Source organism: Stenotrophomonas sp. 89682_Sma (assembly GCF_056481405.1).
This window is the reverse complement of record NZ_CM151147.1, coordinates 2,711,678-2,733,703: the sequence shown is the minus strand read 5'-3', so window position 1 is coordinate 2,733,703 and position 22,026 is coordinate 2,711,678. Positions and strand designations below refer to the sequence as shown.

Here is a 22,026-nt window from a genome sequence, read left to right as displayed (position 1 = left end):
TAGAGCCGGCCGCTGGCCGGCTGCACAGATCGCGATGAATTGATCGTGTTGCCGGCCAGCGGCCGGAACTACCGAAGGGGCGGTGGCACCGGTGCGGCGCCACCGCGGCACATCAGCTGCGTGCGAACGCCAGCAGGTCGGCGTTGAACTGCTCGGCGTGGGTGACGGTCAGGCCGTGCGGCGCACCGGCGTACACCTTCAGCTCGGCATCCTTGATGATCTGCGAGGACAGCTTCGCCGAGGCATCGAACGGCACGATCTGGTCGTCATCGCCGTGCACCACAAGCGCCGGCACGTCGATCTTCTTCAGGTCCTCGGTGTAGTCCACTTCCGAGAATTCGTGCACGCAGTCGTACTGGCCCTTGACGCCACCGAGCATGCCCTGCAGCCAGAACGAATCACGCATGCCCTGGGTAACGGTATTGCCATCGCGGTTGGCACCGAAGAACGGTGTGGTCAGATCCTTGAAGAACTGCGAGCGGTCACCGCCCGTGCCCTTGCGGATGCCGTCGAAGACGTCCAGCGGGGTACCGGACGGATTGGCGGCGGTCTTCAGCATCAACGGCGGCACGGCGCCGACCAGTACCACCTTGGCCACGCGCTTGCTGCCATGGCGGCCGATGTAGTGCGCCACTTCACCACCACCGGTTGAGTGGCCGACGAGGATCGCGTCCTTCAGGTCCAGCGCCTCGATCAGCGCCGCCAGATCGTCGGCATAGGTGTCCATGTTGTTGCCGTCCCAGGTCTGGCTGGAGCGGCCGTGGCTGCGGCGGTCGTGAGCGATCACGCGGTAACCGTTCTGGCCCATGAACAGCATCTGCGGGTCCCAGGCATCGGACGACAGCGGCCAGCCGTGGGCGAACACGACCGGCTGGCCGGTACCCCAGTCCTTGTAGAAAATGCGGGCGCCATCGGCGACGGTGACGTAGTTGCTCATTGCGGGTTCCTTGGCGGAAGGGAGGGAAGGCACTGGCAGCGGTGCCGGTGCCTTCGGCAGTACATCGCAGTGCACATCGGACGGCTTGCACGGCTGTGCTGGATTGCCCGGACTGTGACGCGTATCGCTCTGGCATGAAGCGGCCACCGCGCCGACGATGGCGGCAGCCTGGTCGAGGAGCCCGCGATGCCGAGAATGCGATGCAGCCCACTGTTGTGCCTGCTGCTGGCCGCAGCGATTCACGCGCAGACCAACGTCTACAAATGCGTGGACGGTCCGCATCCGGTCTATCAGCAGACACCCTGCCAAGGACATGCGGAATGGCGCTGGGAGGTGCCGGAGGAGCAATCGCTGTCGCGCGGACCAGCGCCAAGCCCGGCCAGGGCGGGCAGCGCGGTGCTGGCGCCACCGCGCATCGTGCGCTCGCGGCGGGCGCAGGCCGCGCTGATACCCATCAGTACGGACCCCAGGGCCTGTGAGCGCGCACGACAGCACCGCGGGGAGGTGCTGGCCAGGAGCAAGCGCCTGGACTTCGTGCAACGCCGTCAGCTGGACGACGCGGTGTACGACGCCTGCCGCTGAGCGTGGCTCACGAAAGGCCGAAAGCGACAACGGCGCCCTGTGGCGCCGTTGTGCGTGGATGCAGATGGCCGGGCCTCAGCGACCGTCGCTGGCGGGAGCCGGTGCCGGCGAAGGCACGCTGTCCGGCTTGGGCAGGCTCAGTTCCGGGTTGCCCTGTTCGGCCTGCAGGATCTGGATGCGGCGCTGCAGGGCGTCCAGCTGGCTGTTGGTGCTCTGCACGTCGGTGCTGAGGCTGACCGCCTGCTGCTGCGCCTGCTGCAGGGCGGCGCTGACCTGGGCCGACTGCGCCTGCTGCTGTTCCATTTCCTGCTGCAGGGTGCGCAGGCGTTCCTCGTTGTACGCCACCAGGCGCTCGGTGTAGCGCTTGCCGGCTTCCAGGCGGGTGGTATCGATGTAGACCTGGGCCAGCTGTTCGGACTGCTGGGCAAAGGTACGGTAGACCCGCTCGGCGTTGTCGACGGCATCGGTCTTGATCACCCGCCAGAAGTTCTTCTCCTGGAACAGGGCGACGTAGTAGGTCAGGGTGTTGGCGTTGAACAGCAGGCTGGCGCCGTAGTTGCCGTTGTAGGTCGTGCGCAGCTCGGTCAGCTGGCGCGAATCCATCAGCTGCTTGAGCTCGTCAACGGTGTTGCGCACCACCGGCGCGCTGCGTGCGGCCGGCTCTGCGGCTGCCTCACGGTCGCCACGGGCAGCCATCGCCGCCGGTGCCACCAGCATCATGGCCACGGCCAGCAGTGCCCCGCCGCGCGCGTGCCGGGCGAAGACCGCGCCCCCTGAAGTTTCTCGCATGTCTAGACCATCCACGGATGAGTGTGGGTTGAGATGAAGGTGGTTCCCCGCCGGGAGTCTAGCATGGGCGCGGGCGCCGCCAAGGGCGCCCGTCACGGGTCAGTAGACCAGCTGCGCCGCGCTGCACTGGATCGACTGCACGTTGACGTCGGTGCGGCCGAGTTCCAGGCCCAGCACGCTGGCCAGCAGGTTGGTCAGCAGGGTACCGACGCTGTTGAGCACCGGCCGCAGGGCGGCCAGGATCGGCTTGAGCAGCGTGCACAGCAGGCCGCTGCAGCTCACGCTGCCATCCGGATTGCTGACGCCGGTTCCACCGGTACCATCGAGGAAGCCGGCCGGCGCGGTCTGGATGTACGAGGCGAGGTTGTTGCGTACGCAGCCGTTGTAGTCGATCAGGTTGCCGAGCAGGCTGTCGCAGCGGTTGATCAGCAGGCCGCCGACCAGCGATCCGAGCAGCCCATCGAGCACGCCCAGTCCCTGGCCGGTGACGGTCACCTTGAACGCATCCCAGACCGGACCGTCCTTGTGGCAGGTGGCCAGGTTCAGCAGGCCGCAGGCGTAGGGCAGGCCTCCGGGTACGGTCCAGCTGTTGAGCGGGGCCAGTTGCCGGCTCGCGTCGCCATCGCGCAGCAGTGGAATCAACTTGTCCACCTCATAGCGGGTGTTCGGCGGGAAGGTGGCCTGCAGGTAGCGGTCGGCCAGTGCCTTGGCAGTGTCGTTGGCGCTCATGCCCTGCTTGGGCGAGCTAAGCATGCCCGACAGCACGCGCAGCAGTTCATTGACCAGGTCCGACACCGCGTTGCCCACTGCCAGTGGATTGATCCGGGTCGAAGCGGTTTCGCCCGCAGCCAGGGTCAGGCTCTGCGAGCTGGTCAGGGCGGGCAGGGTGATCTTGTCATTGATCAAGGGTTGCCCGAGCAGTTTCAGCAGCTGCTCGTTCTTCAGGGTGGCGTCGCAGACATTGCTCCTGGAAAAGCGCTGCGCCGGGTCGACATTGCCGACACAGGCGCGCAGCACCGACGAATCGACCTGGATGGTGGCCTTCTGTGGGCTGGCGCCGCATTGGATGCCGGTCAGCGTGCCCATCGCATTGGCGACATCGACATGCAATGGCAGGTGCAGTCGCGTGCCGAGCAGGTTCAGCAGCGGGCCCACCGCGAACAGGTTGTTGCTGTCCACGTCCACCATCAGCCGCACCTGCGCGTTGTACGCGCGGGTACCAACACCACCGATGGCGATCGAGGGCGGCTCGACCACGCCGGCCTGGATGTTGATGCCCAGCAGGTCCAATCCCTTGACCGCCACGCCGTTGCCGTCATTGGCGATGGAGATGGCGGTGCTGATCAGGTTGAGGACGTTGACCTTCGTTTCCAGCGCGCTGCCGACGGTGCCATCCGGCGAGACGACTTCGGCGAACAGGCCGCCGCCGCCGGACTGGCTGCCCAGCACGATGTTGAGCTTGTTGATGTCCAGCTGGGTGGCGACCAGGTCGGACAGCGCGCGCAGCTGTACGCCCACGGTGGTATCGCGGCCGACCACGGTGGCGGTGGCATCGACCAGCTGTGCCAGCGAGATCTTGTTGACCGACAGCAGCCGGTTGAAGTCGGCCACGCTGAGGTTGGCGCTGACCGGGATGTTCAACGCCTTCAGCAGGCCCGACGGCGTGATGTTGGCCTGGGCCAGGCCGTCATAGGAAAGCACGGTGGCATTGGTGACATCCAGGCCGACCAGGCGCAGGGTCGACAGCAGTACCGAGTCGCCATTGGTGCGCAGCAGCTGCGAACCGACCGCGAACACCGCGGTCGGTTCGGAACGCCGGGCCACCGCCTCCACGCTGACGGTGGGCAGGCGGGTGTTCTGGCCGAAGAACGGCAGCACGCTGCGCTGCGCGACCACCTGCACGGCATTGCGTGGGTTGCTGGCATCGACGGTGGTGACGAAGCGGTTCGACGTGCTGCGTGCGGCGCTCCAGTTGCCGCAGCGGATCTGCAGGGTGCCTGCAAACTTGTTCTGGGTGACCGCGCTCTGCCGTGCTGCACTGTTGTCGCTGTTGTCAGACGTGCACAGCTCCAGCCGTTGTGCACCGGCCAGTGCAGCGAGGTCTGCGACCTTCTGTGCGTCACGCTTGGCCCAGAACAGGTAGCCGATCTCGATCAGGCCCAGCATGGCCAGCAGCGCCAGCATGACCAGCATCATGGTGACCGACATGCCGCCCCGTGGGCGGCTGAAACTGAACTGGCGTGGGCGTTTCATGGCCTACCTCAGCGTCCGGATGAGGATGTTCCCTTCGACTTGGCGACATCGGTTTCGAAAAAGTCCGGGATCTCGTGTTCGAAGCTCTTCAAGTAGCGGGCGTAGCTCAACGTGGCCTGGTCGCCGAGGATCGGCAGGCGTTGCCCTGCCTGCTGTCCCGATGCCTGCAGGCGGAACAGGTCGCGCGCGGTATCGCCGATCTGCGTGCGTGCAGGGCGGGGCGCGGGTGCGACGTGGTCGGTGGCAATGATCGCCGGGGCGGTGGCCGGTGATGCCGGCGGGGCAGGGGCTGCAAGGTCCACCGTGGCCAATGCCTCGGACTGCAGCGGCTGCGGGGCCGCTGCGACCGGTGCGCTGCCGCCGAGCATCTGCCCGGTCAGGGGTTGCTGCTGCGCCTGCGCGCCGCCGGCCATCAGCAGGCAGGCCAGTGCAGGCAACAGGCGTCGGGTCAGGGGCATCGAGCTCATGGAGTGTTCCCGTTCGGCTGATCGGAGGTGCTGAAACGTTCCAGCATCGAGGGCGGCAGGCGCTGTGGGTCGCGTGCATCACGGATGTCGCGACGTGGTTCGGCGGCCAGGCGCGTGGTGCTTTGCTGCACGCGGGTGGTGGCACCGGGGTTGGCGCGGGCGGACGGGGACGCAGGGGCAACCTGCGCCGCGGCGGCCTGGCGCTGCTGCAGGCGAGCACGGATCTGCGCGGCCTGCTGCTGGATGCTGCGGCGGGTGTCCTCGTTGAGGTTGGCCTGCTCGGCGAGGCGCTCTGCGGTGGCGGCGTCGCCGCGCAGCACGGCCCACAGGGCAAGGTTGGCCGTGGCCTTGGGGTTGCCTGGAGACAGCTCCAGCGCCTTGGCCAACGGTTCACGCGCCTGCTCGAACTGGCCTGCACGCAGACGTGCATAGCCAAGATCGCCCAGGTAGTCGGTGTTCAGGGGCTGCAGCTGCGTGGCCCGGGCCAGCGCCTCCTCGCTGCCGCCATCGTCGTCACGGCGCGCAGCGATCAGGCCCAGGCCGTGCGCGGCGGCAGCGGCCTGCGGGCCATTGGAGAGCTCGCGGTACAGGGCGATGGCTGCGTCGGCCTGGCCGGTCTCGCGCAGGGCGTCGGCTTGCAGCAGGCGCAGCGCCGGCGGATCACCATAGCGCTGGCGGAACGCATCGACGTGGGCCAGCGAGGCATACCAGGCACCCTGCTGCTGCATGCGCCCGATCAGTTCCAGGTAGGCATTGCGGCTGTCCTGCGGTGCCGGTTCGGGCGCGGCCAGGCTGGGGGCACGCAGGTACTTCGGCGTGGTCGACGCACAACCACTGGCGACGGCGGCGAGGGCAAGCAACAGGCAGGAGGTGCGCAGGGCAGGCATCAGGGCGATCCCATCTTGGACATGGTGGTGGCCAGCGCGACCAGCGCCGGTCCGGCAAGTACCAGCATCAGCGCTGGCAGCAGGGTCAGCATCATCACCACGGTCATCTTCACCGAGAGCTTGCCGACCTTTTCCTTCAGGGTGTTGCGGCGCTGTTCCCGCAACCGGATGCTGAACTGCCGCAGCGGTTCCTGCACCGCGCCGCCATGTGCGTGCACCTGCAGGATCAACTGCATCAGGCTGGTCAGGTCATCATCGGCGTAGACCTCGCTCAGGCGACGCAGGGACTGCGCGCGGGTACGGCCATGGGTGTACGCGACGTTGGCCTCCTGCAGTTCGCCGCCGAGCACCGGCAACGCGTCGCGCAGCTTGTCGCCCAGCGTCTGCAGGCTCTGGTCCATGCTGAACCCCACGCCCTGCAGCAGGCGCAGCAGGTCGATCAGCAGGGGCAGCTCGTTGTCGACTGCGCGCCGGCGCCGCTTCACCCACGAAGAGAGGATGAACTTCGGCAGCAGCAGGCCAGCTGCGAGCGCACCGATCACGACCATCATCCTGGCCAGCCCCTGGGCGCTGCTGAACGCCAGGGCCAGCGCCAGCACCAGCACACCCAGCAGCAGGCGCAGGCCAAGATAGATGGCGGTGCCACGGCGTGTGTTCCAGCCTGCCAGGTCCAGCAACAGCCGGTCTTCATTGGCCAGCAATGCAGATTCCAGGCGGCCGCCGCTGAGCGCGCGCCCGAAGCGTTCCAGCCAACCCAGCGAATCACGGCGCGCGGCCTCCGTGTCGCGTGCCTCGTCCCGGGGTTGCAGTGCGGTTTTCAAGGTGGCCGAGGTGCGCTGTTCGCGATGGCTGCGTACCCACCCGGCAATGCCCAGCAGGGCAACACCAGCGGCCAGAACCAGCAGGGACAGGGCAAACCAGGTGCTGGCACTCATCGGGCACCTCCATGGCGGATCCGGGGGGTCATAGCGACTTGGCCAGGCGGTAGAGCAGGAAAGCGCCAAACAGCTCCAGCCCCAGCGCGATCAACAGGATCTTGTGGCCGAGCGGATCGTGCAGCACCGGCTGGAAGAATTCAGGGCTCGATATGGCCATCAGCACCGCGCTGGCCGGTGGCAGCAGGCCCAGCACCCAGGCCGACATGCGGGTTTCCGACGTGGTCGCGGCCAGCTCCTGCTGGGCCTGCTCCAGGTCGCGCATGAAATCGCCCATGCGCTGCAGGATCTGATCGGAGCGTCCGCCGATGCGCACGCTGACACCGATCACCACGGACAGCACCTTGAGCACGTCCATCCGGTAGGGTTGTGCCGCCAGGCTCAGGGCACGGTCCAGGTCCATGCCGCTGCGTGCGTAGCGCACGGTGGTGTCCAGCAGTCCGCGCAGCGGCGCGCTGGTCTGCATCGACGCCACCTGGAAGGCCGCCTGCAGGCTGTTGCCCAGCGCGGTCAGCCGCACCAGGTTGTCGAGGAAGTCGGGCAGCTGGTGCAGCAGCTGTGCACGCAGTTTCGTGGTCCGTCGCATGACCCACAGCCAGCAGGCCAGCAGGTACAGCAGCAGGGTCAGGGGGAACATCCACGCCGTGCCGAGCCTGAGCATGGCCACGACCGACAGCACCAGCCCCGGCACCAGCATCATGATGGGCAGTTTCCAGCCTGTCTGCAGGCCGGCACGTTGCAGCAGGCCGTCCAGCGGCAGCACCCGTCGCCCGGCACTTGCCGGACGCGCCGGATCGTTGGCGGCGGCCACGGATGCCCCGGCCGGGGCGCCGCCGCTGGCACCTCCGCGAGCCAGCTGCTGCTCGGTATGCTGCAGCGAGGCCTGGCGCTGCTCGCGGCTGCTGGCGGTGCCCCACAGCCACACCGCAAGCGCCAGCAGCACCGAGATGATGCTCAGTACACCCAGCAGCAGGCCCGTGCCCATGTTCAGAAGTCTCCGTACAACGATTCGCGCAACTGCTGGCGGAACGGTTCCAGCTTGTGCGAATGCGGATGGAAGCCCAGTCCGATCCAGCGATCGGTTTCCTTGCCGTTGCCGTCGATCTGCAGTTCGTGACGGAACATTTCCTGGGTCGTGATCAGGTTGTCGCTGACACCGGTGATTTCCGTGATCGAGACCAGCACGCGCCGGCCGCTACCCAGCCGCGAGATCTGCACGATGAAGTCGATGGCACTGGCGATCTGCCGACGCAGGCTGTCCTCGCTGCCCTGGAACCCGGCGAAACCGGCCAGCATCTCGATGCGGTACAGGCAGTCACGGGGCGAGTTGGCGTGGATGGTCGCCATCGATCCGTCATGGCCAGTGTTCATGGCCTGCAGCATCTCCAGTACTTCGGCACCACGCACCTCGCCGACCACGATGCGGTCGGGGCGCATGCGCAGGCTGTTGCGGACCAGGTCGCGGATGCTCACCGCACCATGGCCCTCAGCGCCGCCGATGCGGCTTTCCAGGCGGACCACGTGCGGATGGTTGAGTGACAGCTCGGCGGTGTCTTCGACCGTGATCACGCGCTCGTTGGGCGGAACGTAGCTGGCCAGGGCGTTCAGCAGCGACGTTTTACCCGAGCTGGTGCCGCCGGACACCAGGATGTTGCAGCGACCCAGCACCATCGCCTTCAGCAGCGCCTGCATCGGCGCATCGAAGGTGCCCTTGGCCAGCAGCTCGTCGGGGGTGAACGGGTCCTTGCGGAACTTGCGGATGGAGACCATCGGCCCATCCACCGCCAGCGGCGAGATGATCGCGTTGAGGCGGCCGCCGTTGGGCAGGCGCGCGTCGACCATCGGGTTGGAGTCGTCCAGGCGGCGGCCCAGCGGCGCGAGGATGCGGCGCAGGATGCGCAGCAGGTGGGTGTCGTCGGTGAATCGCTGGGTGGCGCGCTTGAGCTGCCCTCCCTGCGAGACGTGCACATCCTTGAATCCGTTGATCAGGATGTCTTCGATCGTCGGGTCGTGCAGCAGGTCGTCGAGCGGGCCGAAGCCGGTCAGCTCCTTGACCAGGCCTTCGGCGACCACCTGCATCTCCTCCTCGTTGATCGGAATGCGCCATTCCTGGATGAAGCCGACCGTCTGCACCTGCACCCAGCGGGCGATGGTGTCAGGCGCCCAGGAATCGATGTCGATGCGCTCGTCCTCGATGCTGTTGAGCAGGTGTTCGTGGGCGGCCGACAGCACCTTCTGGTACTGCTCGGTCTGCGCGAACGGCAGGTGGCCCGGGGCGCTGTCGGGCAGCACCGGGCGGGTGGCGGCATGCGGGAATGGGGTTACCTTGTCTTCCATTGCGATCCACCCAGGGCAAGGGAGAGTCTTTCCCGCAGGCCATGGGCCTGGACCGGGCAGGCAGCCGGATCCAGGCGCGGCACGAGCGGGGCGAGGGCACGCAGGTAGGGGTCGCGCGGTGCGTCCTGCAGCAGCAGATGCCCCTGGCTGGCGGCCAGGCGCACGCGCGGGCGTTCGGGCAGCGTGGCCAGCAGTGGCACTTCGAAGCGGCGCGCGATCTGGTCGGGGCTCATGCCGCTGCTGTCGTCGTGGCGGTTGATCACCAGCTGCAGGCGCTTCTCGCGTTCACGCTGGCCGGCCAGGTGCTTCAAGGCCTGGTCGAGCGAAACCAGCGTGGCGATCGAAGCGTCCGTGACCAGCCAGATCTCGTCGGCCTGGTCCAGCAGCAGGGGCGGCAGCTGCCGCAGCGGACAGCCACCGGCATCGCACAGCACGCTGGCGAACACGCTGCGCAGGCGCTGCAGCAGTGCGCCCGGGTCCGACGGCGGCACGGCATCATTGCCGCTGGCACGGTCGAGCAGCACCAGGCCGGTGTCGTGCCGAGCCATCGCGGTGCGTGCGAGGGTGGCGTCGATGCGGCTGGCGTTGCGCAGCGCATCTTCGTAGTGGAAGCGGCTGTCCAGGTTGAGGTACAGCGCCAGGTCGCCGGACGGCTGCGCCAGTTCCATCAACAGGCCGTCCTGTTGCAGGGCCTCGCCCTGGGCCAGTGCGCGGGTCTGCTGGGCCAGTACCGAAAGATGCGCGGCAAGGGTGCTGGTGCCGACCCCGGCACGCACGCCGAGCAGGACGATCAGGCGCGCCTTGTGTGCATGCTGGGCGGTAGCGGCTGGACGCGGCGACAGGGCGCGGCGCAATGCCGCCTCGATGCCGATGTTGTCGCTGTCCAGGTCCAGTACATCGCGCAGGCCGGCACGCAGCGCGATCACCACGCCTTCGACCTGGGCGGCGCTGGTGGCACCGACCGCGACCAGGGGCAGGTCGGGCTGGGTCTGCTGCAGCTGCTGCGCCAGCAGGCTGGAGGCCGCGGCGTGTTCCGGGCGGAAGTCGAGCAGCACCAGGCTCTGTGGCCCGCGCTGCAGGTCCTGTGCGGAGGTCGGCATGCTGCTGTCCTGCCAGTGCAGGGTGGTGGTCGGCGGCAGTTTCGCCGCCAGCCGGGGCAGCAGTTCGCGATCCATTCCGTACAGGACCAGATTCATCGGTGGTCCTTGCGGATGCAGCGGCTGGGCGGTGGCGTAGGGCATGGGCGTGATATCGCAGGCATCATGAGAATCAGCGTGAGAAGCCAGGTACCGGATCCTGACTGATCGGGCCAAGCAGCCAGGCCCCCCACTCGGGAAGATTCGGCTTGGCTTCGCGTTCGCCAGGCAAACGCAGCTGGGTATTGCGCGCCAGCGGTTGCACCAGCCGCGGCGTGACGATGATCACCAGCTCCTTGTCCTGTCGCTTGTAGTCGAAGTTGCGGAAGAACGAACCGATGATCGGCAGGTCGCCAAGCAGGGGGATCTTGCCGACGTTGGAGACGACATTGGAGCTGACCAGGCCACCGATCACGAAGCTCTCGCCGTCGCCCAGTTCGACCGTGGTGTCGGCACGACGCGTGGTGATCGATGGGATCTGCACGCCATTGAGGGCAATGGCGTTGCTGTAGTCCAGATCACTGGCTTCGGGTGCGACCTTCAGCGCGATGCGGTTGGGGGCCAGCACCGTTGGGGTCACGGTCAGGCCGATGCCGAAGGGCTTGTAGGTGATGGTGGTGGTGCCCAGTCCCTGCGGCTCCAGGATCGGCAGTTCGCCGCCGGCCAGGAAGCTAGCGCTCTGGCCGGACAATGCGACCAGGGTAGGTTCGGCCAGCACGCGTGCCATGCCGTTGCTCTGCAGCAGGTCGACATCGGCGTTCCACAGGCCCTTGGTCGAGCCGAACACCAGGCGGAAGGCCGAAGAAATGGGCGACTCGGCCTCATTGCCGGAGTTGCCTTCCTTCATGCCCGGCAGGATGCCGGTATTGCCCGGCAGCTGGCCACCCGGGCGGGCGAAGCCGTAGGCGAAGTTGCCATTGCGGTTCTGGAAGCTGATGCCGATCTGCTTCAACGCGGTCTTGTTGAATTCGACCACCTTGACCTCGACCTGGACCACGCCGCCGCTGCTGACCGTCGACGCATCGGCAAGCAGCCCGTCCTTGCTCAGCGCCATGGCGGCGGTCTTCTGCTCCTGCATGTGCGAGAGCACGCTGTCGGTGCTTCCCTGCAGCAGGCCCTGGTTGTCCTGCTGGGTGAACACCAGCCCATTCGAGCCTGTGTCTGCGGCGCCCTGCACGGCACTCTGTACGCGCACCTGCAGGCGTTGCGGCTCGGCCTGCTTGCGGTGCCACAGCAGGAGCGTCGTCGTACCCGGCGCCTTTCCGACCAGCAGCGCCTGGCGCTGCCCACGCAGCATCACGATGTCGGCGACGCCCGGGTCGGCGATGGCGACCCGTTCCAGATCGGCCGGAAGGGTCCATGGGCGCTGTTCACGCGCCTGCAGTACGAGATCGTCGGCGGCCACGCTTGTCGCCGGAGCCAGCAGCACCAGCAGCAGGGCCAGCCAGCGCTGGCGGGGAGAGGGGCGTGGGCGGCGGCGTTCGGTCATGGATGCGCTCGATGCAGGTCAAAGGGAACCACGGGGGGCGGAGCTGTCGCCACGGATGATCTCGATGCCCGACGCACGCGGTGCGCTGCGCCGAGCCGCCGGCGCACGCGCCGGGGCCTCCGGGCTGCTGCGGGCCGCGGTGTTGCCGCGGCCGGCGAGGGCATCACCATCGATGCCGGCGAAGGCGTGGTTCTCCGGCCGCTGCAGTGCGAGCTGCTGTTCGGCATCGAGGCCACGCAAGGGATCGATCACGCCACGCGCCTGTGGAAACAGTGCAAGGTCAGGTTGCCCCGTATCAGCCGGGTTGCGCAGGGCCAGGAACAGCTTTCCCTGCTGCGCCCCCAGCAGCAGCCGGTTGGCATCGGCCACCGGCACTGCCAGCACCGCGCTGCGTGCCGGCTGGGTGGCCTCGCTGCCCGAACCATGGCTGCTGCCATTGCCTGTGATGTCCGCGGCGCGGGGGTCGTTGCGGGTATCGCCTTCGTTGCCGGCGACGGCATCGCCGGTGACCGGAGCGATGTCCTGTTGGCCGTAGCTGAGCACGCGCAGCCGTGACAGCAGCAGGCGGGTCTGCGCGGCCTCTGCCGGGCCGCTGGCGTTGGGCTGGGCATTGCGCAGGTTGAGGAAGACATCGACGAAATCACCCGGCAGGATGCGGTTTCCGGCGCCGACCAGTTCGTCCACGGGAACGGCCAGTGCGCGTTCGCCCGGGCGCAGCTGCAGCGAGAATCCCTGTGCCAGGGCGCTGCTGCTGATGGCGGTGCCCTCGGCAATGTCCTGCACCGGTACCTTGCCGACCACGGCCGAGATGCTGGTGGCGGCACCGGCTACCGCCGTGGTCCGCTGCGCCAGGCGCAGGCCGTTGGCGGTGATCGGTTCACCGGCAGGCAGCCGGGCCACGGCTTCGACCACGGTGATCGCCTGGGCCTCGCTGTGCGCGACGGGGGCGGCCGTCGCTGGCGCGGCCGGTTTGCGCCCGATCATCAGGGCGATCACTGCCAGCAGCACGGCCAGCCCGATCAGGGCGACGGCAGCGATGCGGGTCAACTTGAGCATGGAACCGTCTCCTGTACCGATCGTCAGTTGCCGCTGCCGAGGTCGAGCTGGGCGACCGCGACACTACGGATGGGAGCCTGCATCACCCACTTGTAAAGCGTGGCGGTGCCCGGCAGGAAGGGATGGCTGGCGTAGTCATAGCTGACCGTCACTGTCATGCACTGGGCAGTGGCCAGGCCGGCGCAGGGTGCCTGCGCGGAGACCACGATGGCGTTGCTGCCGCCATTGCTGCAGTCGACACCCTGTCCAGAGAATTTCAACAGCCACTGCATCGAACTGCGGGCTGCGACGCAGGCTGCGGTACGCCGTTCATTGGCGCTGCCATAGCGCAATGAAGCGCGAGCGCCCTCGGCCGAGGCCGTTGCCAATGTCTGTTGCGCGGCCATGATCATCACGCCGGAGAACGTGAACAGCAGCAATGGCAGCAGGCCCAGCATCAGCATCAGGGCAAATTCGATGCTGGCCACGCCGCGTTGACGCCGTGGATTGCGGATGTTCATGCCACACCTCCATAGACGCTTGCCAGAACCCAGCCGATGCCGGCGATGGCCAGGTAGGCTGCATAGGGAATGCCGTGTCGTCCCTGGCGGGCGGCCTGCATGTCGCGCAGGGCGGGGTGCGATTGCCATTGGCTGCTGGCGCGGTTGACCTGCATCTGGAGGCCCGTGGGCAGCATCACGCCCAAACGGCGGCCAACAATGATCACTGCCGCGTGCAGGCCGGCCGCGAGACTGGCCGCCAGCCAGATCGGCAGCAGGGCTTTCCAGCCCAGCATCAGGCCCAGTACCGCGAAGAACTTGACGTCGCCGGCGCCCATCCAGCGGATGGCATAGAACGGCAGCAGGGCCACCAGGCCGAGCGCCGCGCCCGCTGCGTGGGCAAGCCACGGCTGGCGCGGCGCGCTGAACTGCCCCGCGATGATCAATGCGATGGCAATGACGGACGCAGACAGCAGCCAGGCATTGGGCACCCGGCGGGCATAAAGATCGCTGATCGCGATCCGCAGGCACACGCCGATGGCCAACAGTCCCAGCAATGTCATTGCACACTCCGTCGTCCGTCATTGGACAGTCTGCAGTTGCCACCGGGCACATCCCAGCACCGCTGCAGGGATGTGCGATGCACGCAGGCTCAGCCGCCGCCGGTCGCAGGTGTCGATCCGGAAGCCTTGGTGGCAAGGTCGGAGAGGTTCTTGAACAGCGTCTCGAAGAACCCCTTGATCTCCTTGTTGCCGACCGCGATCAGGATGCCGGCGATGACGGCGGCCAGCAGCCCGTACTCGAGCGCGGTGACGCCATCTTCTTCCTTCAGGAACTTGCGGATGGATGCGTTCATGGCCTTGTCTCCCTCTACTTGTTGTCTGCAGATGCAGGACACCTGTTGGGCGGTGGCCCGGCTCCGCCGGGATCGTCCGTGGGCCCCGCACGTCCTGGCGGGGTGGCATGGCGGGAATGACCCGCCGTGCTCATTCTGGGTAATCGGGCCCGGGGAAAATGCCGGCCGCAACGTCGCAGCCACGCGGCGCTGCGCCGGTGGCGGAACTGTTCTGCGATACGGTCGTGGTCATGCGCTCCCCCAGGTGTGGTCGTATTGAAGCGACCGGATCACCGTGTCACCGACTTTGCCTGAATGGCGGTTGGCTGCAACCGGAACCTATATGCAAATTCGGCAGAAACGCGCCGACCCTTAAACTTTCAGGCTGTTTCTGTGACGTATATCCGTTCGCCGGCAAAACGATTCATCGAAGTGCAGATAATGTGATGTCGCAAATGGCGCATGCGAAAATCGTGCCACTGGCGACCACATTTTCTTCATCTGTGTATCTATTTTCTTCAATGCCGGGTTCTGGTTTACCTTCGATGATTATCGGGCATACTCGGTTTCAAGTTGCTGCTTTCAACCGGGTTGGTCGCGCGGCACCAGCCGCAGCGATCCCGGCAATGGCGAAGGTTCCTGGAGGAATGGTGTGGCCCTGTCAGGCAGTGGGGGCCACAGCGTGTTGCGGATCAACGGGGGGACGACACTGTCATGGTCGATGGTGGGGTAGACGACAGCGACGACAGCGGCCTGCGATCGATCGATCTGGCGACGCTGAGCGGCGTACTTCGTGTGTGCGATGTCGAACTGCTGCTGCTCGATGGCAACGGGCCGCGGGCGGCCTTCGCTTCGCGCGTGCATGAGGAAGCCCTGTTCTGCAGCATCAGTTGCGGCTTCCATTGCCGTGGCCGCTTCATGCTGCCACCCGACTGGGCGATGCTGGGGTATCTGCACGCGACCGATGAAACACTTAGCTGGTGCCACGGGGTGCCGCTTACACCGGGGATGGCACTGACGGTGATGCCCGAAGGCATCAGCGAGTTCACGCTGAGCCCCGGTACACACATGACCCTGATGCTGGTGCCGGCCGCACGGGTGCAACGCAAGTTGACCGAGCTCAGCCTGCGCAGCACGCCGCCCGCAGGCCAGGCGCTTTCACTGTTCAATCTGGCGAACGACTCGGCACCACTCGCCCATCATTATCAGCAGCTGCATCTTCAGCTCGGCCAGGGTGCTGGCCTGCAGCCGGAAGAAGCCGAACGATTGCTGCACGAGCACGTGCAGGCCCTGCTTGGTGCAGGCGCCGCCGATCGCCCTGGTTGCAGCCGCGCGCGGCGCACGCATTATCTGATCGCGCAGCGGGCGGAGAACTTCATGCGGCTCAACCTGCGCCGCAATATCTACATGAACGAGATATGCGACGCGGCGGGTGTCAGCGAACGCGGCCTGCGCTATGCCTTCGAGGATCTGTTCGGAACATCGCCCAACCGCTATCTGTCCATGCTGCGGCTGTGCGCTGCCTGCCGCAGCCTGTCGATGGCCGATTCCAGCCGCCGTTCGGTGAAGGCGATCGCCCTCAGCTGCGGCCTCTGGGACCTCTCTCGTTTTGCCGACAATTACCGCAAGGTCTTCGGCGAACTGCCACGCGATACGCTGATGCGCGCTCCCGCACAGATCGGCCAGCCGGCCTGAATCAAGCGCCGCAAGGGTTTCGGGGTGGTTTCTGCCGGAATTGCCCATGCGCTTGCCGATATCGTTGCCGCTTCTGCATAACCCGCTGCCGATTCCGGCCGTGGATTTGCCGGAATGCGCGATTGCCCTGCCGGAATGAAGTGCGCAGCCGCCGCCGCGAGCGCTGAAATGTCAATCACCTGCCAAACGGCAAGTCCACTGACATTCCAGTTGTTCGCCTACGGGGGAAGTGCTCATGAATCGCATCTACCGGCGTGTATGGAACCGCCAGCTCAATGCTCTGGTCGTGGCCTCCGAACTGGCCACCGGCGACAGCGGTGGCAGTGCCGCGCGGGATCCGCGCGCCTTCCTGCTGATGCCCACCACGCTCGCCCTGGCCCTGCTGTGTGCGCTGGCCAGTGGCCACGCAGGGGCCTCCGAATCCAATCAGTCGCTGCGTGATCTGCAGGCACTTGCAGCCAAGTACACCCAGCCCATGCCGGTCAAGGTCGATGCGGAGGTGGCCCTTGCGGCTGCCGCAAGCCAGGCCCAGAGCAGCCCGGCAATCAGCGCGGATGCGCGCGTCGGCCTGCAGTTGAGCACCGCGGCGCTGCCGGTGGTGCGTGACGTGCTGCCGGCCACTGTGCAGGTGAAGCTGGCCGCGAACACGGCGCCGAAGCAGGTCGCCGTCCCGGGGCTTGCTGCGGATGTCCGCGCGAAAGCCAACATCGGCCTCGGCGGTGCGCAGGTGGCATCCATCGATACCGGTGCAAAAGCGGCCGCCGGCATCAGCGGCGCGCCGGCTGGTGCACTGCGGGGTCTGAAGGCTTCTGTTGATGGGGCGCTGGATTCGAAGCTGAAGGTGGCAGGCCATCAGATCGACGCCCAGGGCCAGGCGAAGGCGACGGCGGCGATCACGCTGCCCGCCAAGGAGGAACTGCCGGGAGAAACCCACGATCGGGCGATCACTGCCGCATTCGATGCCGGTGCAGCCGGCAAGGTGCGCGTGCAGGCGCCGGATGGCCAGGAAGTGGTTGCCGATCGCAATCTGAAGCTGGCGGGCCAGGCAACGGTTGCGGCGCAGAACAGCGCATTGGGTGTCGGGGGGCTGGTGGGCGGCGTGGTCGGCGCCGCGGGCAACGCCGTCGGTGGCGCGCTCAACGGCACGGTCGGCACGGTCGGTGGCGCGGTCGGCGGAGCCCTCAACGGCACCGTCGGCAGTGTGGGCGGCGCCGTGGGCAGCACGCTCAACAACACGGTAGGCGCCGTGGGTGGCGCACTGAATGGCACTGTGGGCACGGTCGGCGGCGCGGTGGGTGGAGCCCTCAACGGGACCGTCGGCAGCGTGGGCGGTGCCGTAGGCGGCACGCTCAACAACACCGTAGGCGCCGTGGGTGGCGCACTGAATGGCGCCGTAGGCACCGTCGGCGGTGCGGTCGGCGGAGCCCTCAACGGCACCGTCGGCAGTGTGGGCGGTGCCGTAGGCGGCACGCTCAACAACACGGTGGGCGCCGTGGGTGGCGCACTGAATGGCACTGTGGGCACGGTCGGCGGCGCGGTGGGTGGAGCCCTCAACGGCACCGTCGGCAGCGTGGGCGGTGCCGTAGGCGGCACGCTCAACAACACTGTGGGCGCCGTGGGTGGCGCACTGAATGGCACTGTGGGCACGGTCGGCGGCGCGGTGGGTGGAGCCCTCAACGGGACCGTCGGCAGCGTGGGCGGTGCCGTAGGCGGCACGCTCAACAACACTGTGGGCGCCGTGGGTGGCGCACTGAACGGCGCTGTGGGCACGGTCGGCGGCGCGGTCGGCGGAGCCCTCAATGGCACCGTTGGCAGCGTGGGCGGTGCCGTAGGCGGCACGCTCAACAACACTGTGGGCGCCGTGGGTGGCGCACTGAACGGCGCTGTGGGCACGGTCGGCGGCACGGTCGGCGGCGCCCTCAACGGCACCGTCGGCAGCGTGGGCGGTGCGGTGGGCAGCACGCTCAACAACACTGTGGGCGCCGTAGGCGGCGCATTGAATGGTGCGGCAGGCACTGCTGGCGCGGTCGGAGGCGCTGTTGGCGGCGCCCTCAATGGCACCGTCGGCAGGGTGGGCGGCGCCGTGGGTGGCACGCTCAACAACACCGTAGGCGCCGTGGGTGGCGCACTGAACGGCGCTGTGGGCACGGTCGGCGGCGCGGTCGGCGGAGCCCTCAATGGCACCGTTGGCAGCGTGGGCGGTGCCGTGGGCGGCACGCTCAACAACACCGTAGGCGCCGTGGGTGGCGCAGTGAATGGCACTGTGGGTACGGTCGGCAGCGCGGTCGGCGGCGCCCTCAATGGCACCGTCGGCAGCGTGGGCGGTGCCGTGGGCGGCGCGCTCAACAACACCGTGGGCGCCGTCGGTGGCACGGTTGGCAGTGTCGGCACTGCGGTCGGCGGCACGCTCAACAACACGGTCGGTTCCGTCGGCGGCCTGCTTAATGGCGCCACTGGCTCCGGCACTGGCCTGGGTGGACTGCTGGGCAACACGCTCGGCAACGTCGGCAGCGCCGTGGGCAACCTGCTCAACGGCAACCTCAATGGCACCCTGGGCAATCTGGGCAGCGCGGTCGGCGGCCTGGTCGGTGGCACGCTGAGCGGCCTGGGCCTGACCAAGCCCTCCGCGATTCCGCCCACCAGCCCGAAGGCCCCTGCCGCGGCGGATCCGAATGCGGGCCTGATCATCGGCACCGGCGGCCTGGTCGGCAATGTCGGCCAGCTGATCGGCCCGACCACCACCAGCCTGTTCGGTGGCGATGGATACCTGAGCAACGGCAACCTCAAGCTCAGCAACGCCAACGTGATGCAGACCTACTCGACGGTCAATGTGCTGGGCCTGCCGGTGGTGAACCTGTCGCCGGTCGGCAGCACCCTCAACGGGCTGGGCGGTGCCGCAACCGGTGGCAGCTCGCACCTGACCCTGATCGGTGGTGTCACCTCCGACAGCTACATCTACAACATCAACAACGGCAATCCGGGCGGTCTGCTGGGCCTGCTGTTGCCGAAGGATTCGCCCGCCTGGGCAGCCAAGTGCCTGGACATCGCCCTGGCTGACATCTCGTGCTGGGCGGTCAACGCCGCGCAGGACTACCAGGTGCTGATGGGCGACGGTGCGTTCGCCAACGGTTCGAAGGAAGTGGTGATCGGTGCCAACGCACGTCACGAGCTGCCGAAGGTTGATGCCAACGTGGCATTCCCGGGTGATGGGGTCAACGACCCGAGCAACCCGACCGGTGTGCCGACCGCCGACTACGCTGCGCGCATGGGCCATTCGGTGATCGTCGGTGACAGTGCCGTGGGTACCGCCAACGGCCAGACCCTGCTGGGTGCTGAAGCCACCTCCAACCAGGCCAACTCGGTGGCGCTGGGCTACCGTTCGGCCGCACTGCGCGGTGCGCAGGCCAGCTACACCGCGTATGGCCTCACTGCGCCGCAGGTCTCGGCCGGTGAAGTTTCGGTGGGCACCGCCGGTGGCGGCGAGCGCCAGATCACCAACGTGGCTGCCGGCAGCGTCAACACCGATGCGGTCAACGTGGCCCAGTTGAAGGGTGCGATCAGCCTGATCAACGGCGTGGCCGATGCCGCGGTGACCTACGACCTGGATGCCGGCGGCAATCCGAACTATCGCCGGGTAACCCTCGGCGCCGGTACCGGCACCACCACCATCGGCAACCTGGCCGGCGGCGCGATCACCGCAGGCAGCCTGGAGGCGGTCAACGGTGGCCAGCTGGCTGGTACCAATGCAGCCATCGCCAGCTTCTTCGGTGGCCGCGCGGCCTTCGATCCGGCCAGTGGTGTCTTCACCGCACCGCTGTTCGAGATCAGCAGCATCTCCACCGGGGGTGCCATCGCCAAGGGCCTGTATGAGAACGCCACCGATGCGTTCGCGGCCGTCGATGGCTCGCTGGTCAACCTCAACACGCAGATCACCGACATCCGCAATGGCGGAACCAAGTACCTGCGGGTGAACTCCACCGGCACCGAGGCCGTGGCCAGCGGCGCCGATTCAATCGCGGTGGGTACCAACGCCCGCGCCACCGCCGCCAACAGCATCGCGGTGGGCGCCGGCAGCCTGGCCGACCGTGCCAACAGTGTCTCCATCGGCGCGGCCGGAGCCGAGCGCCAGGTCACCAACATGGCCGCCGGTACGGCGGCGACCGATGCGGTAAACGTGGGCCAGCTGCAGGCATCCGAGCAGGGCGCCCTGCGCTACGACCTCAACGGCGACGGCAGCGTCAACTACGCCAGCGCCACGCTTGGCCAGACCAGCACTGCCACCACGCTGCGCAACCTCGGTCCGGGCCAGGTCAGTGCCACCAGCAGTGAAGCCATCAACGGTGCCCAGCTGTTCGCCGCCAACCAGGCCGTGGCCACCCACCTCGGTGGTGGTGCAGCGGTCAACGCCAGCGGTGTGCTGACCGCACCGACCTACTCGATCAACAACGTGGCCGCCAATGGCACGATCACCAAGGGGAACTACAACGATGTCGGTACGGCCTTCGACGCGGTCAGCAACTCGCTGGCCAATGTGGCCGACCAGACCGGCGAGATCGACAAGCTGGCCGTGAAGTACGACGTCGATGGCAGTGGCAACGTGATCAACAGCGTCTCGCTGAAGGGTACCGGCACCGGTGCGGTGAAGATCACCAACGTCGCCGCCGGCAGCATCCTGGCCGGCAGCAGTGATGCCATCACCGGCGACCAGCTGTTCAGCACGAACAGCACCATCGCCAACTACTTCGGTGGCAGCACCGCCTACAACGGCACCACCAACGTGTGGACCGCACCGAAGTTCAGCATCTCCAGCATCGCTACCGATGGTACCTTCACCAGCGGTGACTACAACAACGTAACCGCCGCATTCACCGCTGTGGATGGCTCGCTGAAGGTCCTCAACCAGCGCATCACCAATGGTGGCGGTGGCAGTGCCTACCTGGCGGTGAACTCGACGGCAGGGGCTGCAACGGCGGCTGGCGCGGAGGCGGTGGCGGTCGGCCCGCAGGCCAGTGCCGCAGGTGCCAACAGCGTGGCGGTCGGCAATGGCGCCAGTGCCAGCGCGGGCAACAGCGTTGCCCTGGGCGCCGGCTCGGTGGCCAGCGTCGGTGCGCAGAGCGGCTATACCGGCGCCTACGGCCAGACCGGTGCCAGCAACTCGGCTGGTGAAGTGTCGGTCGGCAGCAGCGGCAGCGAGCGCAAGATCACCCACGTTGCCGATGGCTCCGACGACCATGACGCGACCAATGTCGGCCAGCTGAAGAATGGCGTGAACTACGCCATCGACCAGTCCAAGTCCTACACCGACCAGAAGATCAAGAACATCACCAACGTGGCCGGCAGCTTCCGCGCCAACAACACCAACAACCTGGCCGACCCGTCCGCCAGCGGTGCCAATTCGGCCGCCGGTGGTGCAGGCTCCACCGCTGCCGGTGCCAATTCGACCGCGCTGGGCAATGGGTCGCAGGCACAGGCCGACAATTCGGTGGCCCTGGGTGCGGGTTCGGTTGCGAACCGGGCCAATACGGTATCGGTCGGTGCCAGCGGTGCCGAACGCCAGGTGGTCAACGTGGCCGATGGTTCGCAGGCCACCGATGCGGTCAACGTGCGCCAGCTGCAGGCCTCGCAGCAGGGCACGATCCGCTACGACACCACGGTGAACGGCGCGACCAACTACAACAGCGTCACCCTGGGCAGCACCACCAGCGGCCCGACCACGGTGCGCAATGTCGCCGCGGGCACCGCCGGAACCGATGCGGTCAACGTGGATCAGCTGAAGTCGGGCATGGCACAGACCCTGGACTGGTCCAAGGCCTACACCGACGAGCGCATGGGCGGCTTCGAGCGCGACCTGCGCAAGACCGACAACCGCGCTTCGGCCGGTATCGCTTCGGCGATGGCCACCGCTGCCCTGCCGCAGCCCAGCGAAGCGGGCCGCAGCATGGCCTCGGTCGCAGCCGGCAGCTACAACGGTGAGTCGGGCGTGGCGATCGGTATCTCCGGTGTCTCCGAAGGTGGTCGCTGGATCTACAAGTTCAGCGGTTCCACCAACAGCCGTGGCGAGGCCGGCGTGGCCGTCGGTGCCGGCATCCAGTGGTGATCCCCGCCGCCGGGCCGCAGGTGCGGCCCGGCATCGCGGAAACGTCTACAGG

Annotated in this window: 17 protein-coding genes; 3 read left to right on the top strand and 14 right to left on the bottom strand. The window is 67.4% G+C overall.

All coding sequences use genetic code 11. The features are described from left to right. Positions 1-112: 112 nt before the first annotated feature. Positions 113-937 (bottom strand): alpha/beta fold hydrolase, encoded by an 825-nt coding sequence (locus ACZK29_RS12595; protein ID WP_459046937.1) that lies wholly within the window; start codon positions 935-937, stop codon positions 113-115. A gap of 186 nt (positions 938-1,123) precedes the next feature. Here ACZK29_RS12595 and ACZK29_RS12590 point away from each other — a divergent pair, with 186 nt between their 5' ends. Continuing rightward, positions 1,124-1,519, top strand: a complete 396-nt coding sequence (locus ACZK29_RS12590) for a hypothetical protein (protein ID WP_478446108.1) — start codon at positions 1,124-1,126, stop codon at positions 1,517-1,519. A gap of 75 nt (positions 1,520-1,594) precedes the next feature. On the opposite strand, the gene ACZK29_RS12585 is transcribed toward ACZK29_RS12590, so the two are convergent. From ACZK29_RS12585 to ACZK29_RS12525, 13 genes are all read right to left on the bottom strand, one after another. Beyond that, the gene (locus ACZK29_RS12585) at positions 1,595-2,308 is read right to left on the bottom strand and encodes a DUF2968 domain-containing protein (RefSeq protein ID WP_478446107.1); all 714 of its coding nucleotides are present in this window, start codon (positions 2,306-2,308) and stop codon (positions 1,595-1,597) included. A gap of 99 nt (positions 2,309-2,407) precedes the next feature. Next, entirely contained in the window at positions 2,408-4,561 is a 2,154-nt protein-coding gene (locus ACZK29_RS12580) for a TadG family pilus assembly protein (protein ID WP_459046935.1), read from the bottom strand. 8 nt (positions 4,562-4,569) lie between these two features. Further along, positions 4,570-5,028, bottom strand: coding sequence for a DUF3613 domain-containing protein (locus ACZK29_RS12575; protein ID WP_111203864.1), 459 nt, complete (start codon positions 5,026-5,028; stop codon positions 4,570-4,572). Further along, complete coding sequence (locus ACZK29_RS12570) at positions 5,025-5,915, bottom strand: tetratricopeptide repeat protein (RefSeq protein WP_111203863.1); 891 nt, start codon at positions 5,913-5,915, stop codon at positions 5,025-5,027. Before ACZK29_RS12570 ends, ACZK29_RS12575 begins: the two co-directional genes overlap by 4 nt. Continuing rightward, positions 5,915-6,850, bottom strand: a complete 936-nt coding sequence (locus ACZK29_RS12565) for a type II secretion system F family protein (protein ID WP_106549493.1) — start codon at positions 6,848-6,850, stop codon at positions 5,915-5,917. Before ACZK29_RS12565 ends, ACZK29_RS12570 begins: the two co-directional genes overlap by 1 nt. Positions 6,851-6,878: 28 nt before the next feature. Continuing rightward, the gene (locus ACZK29_RS12560) at positions 6,879-7,835 is read right to left on the bottom strand and encodes a type II secretion system F family protein (RefSeq protein WP_111203862.1); all 957 of its coding nucleotides are present in this window, start codon (positions 7,833-7,835) and stop codon (positions 6,879-6,881) included. Positions 7,836-7,837: 2 nt separating this feature from the next. After that, positions 7,838-9,187, bottom strand: a complete 1,350-nt coding sequence (locus ACZK29_RS12555) for a TadA family conjugal transfer-associated ATPase (RefSeq protein ID WP_049426686.1) — start codon at positions 9,185-9,187, stop codon at positions 7,838-7,840. Then, positions 9,172-10,428 (bottom strand): CpaE/TadZ family protein, encoded by a 1,257-nt coding sequence (locus ACZK29_RS12550; RefSeq protein WP_099484279.1) that lies wholly within the window; start codon positions 10,426-10,428, stop codon positions 9,172-9,174. Before ACZK29_RS12550 ends, ACZK29_RS12555 begins: the two co-directional genes overlap by 16 nt. 28 nt (positions 10,429-10,456) lie before the next feature. Next, a complete protein-coding gene (locus tag ACZK29_RS12545) occupies positions 10,457-11,812 on the bottom strand; it encodes a type II and III secretion system protein family protein (protein ID WP_478446106.1) in 1,356 nt (451 codons plus the stop codon). Between the two features lie 18 nt (positions 11,813-11,830). Continuing rightward, the gene (gene cpaB / locus ACZK29_RS12540) at positions 11,831-12,868 is read right to left on the bottom strand and encodes a Flp pilus assembly protein CpaB (RefSeq protein WP_099484277.1); all 1,038 of its coding nucleotides are present in this window, start codon (positions 12,866-12,868) and stop codon (positions 11,831-11,833) included. 23 nt (positions 12,869-12,891) lie between these two features. After that, positions 12,892-13,368 carry a TadE/TadG family type IV pilus assembly protein gene (locus ACZK29_RS12535; protein ID WP_005413739.1) on the bottom strand — a complete coding sequence of 159 codons (477 nt, stop codon included), beginning with the start codon at positions 13,366-13,368 and terminating at the stop codon, positions 12,892-12,894. Beyond that, positions 13,365-13,910, bottom strand: a complete 546-nt coding sequence (locus ACZK29_RS12530; RefSeq protein ID WP_478446105.1) for an A24 family peptidase — start codon at positions 13,908-13,910, stop codon at positions 13,365-13,367. The genes ACZK29_RS12535 and ACZK29_RS12530 overlap by 4 nt, the downstream gene beginning before the upstream one ends. Positions 13,911-13,999: 89 nt before the next feature. Beyond that, positions 14,000-14,203, bottom strand: coding sequence for a Flp family type IVb pilin (locus ACZK29_RS12525; RefSeq protein ID WP_099553287.1), 204 nt, complete (start codon positions 14,201-14,203; stop codon positions 14,000-14,002). A gap of 693 nt (positions 14,204-14,896) precedes the next feature. Here ACZK29_RS12525 and ACZK29_RS12520 point away from each other — a divergent pair. Next, on the top strand, positions 14,897-15,877 hold the full coding sequence (locus ACZK29_RS12520) for an AraC family transcriptional regulator (protein WP_164146808.1): 981 nt from the start codon (positions 14,897-14,899) through the stop codon (positions 15,875-15,877). Between the two features lie 235 nt (positions 15,878-16,112). After that, a complete protein-coding gene (locus ACZK29_RS12515) occupies positions 16,113-21,974 on the top strand; it encodes an ESPR-type extended signal peptide-containing protein (protein ID WP_478446104.1) in 5,862 nt (1,953 codons plus the stop codon). Positions 21,975-22,026 lie beyond the last annotated feature (52 nt).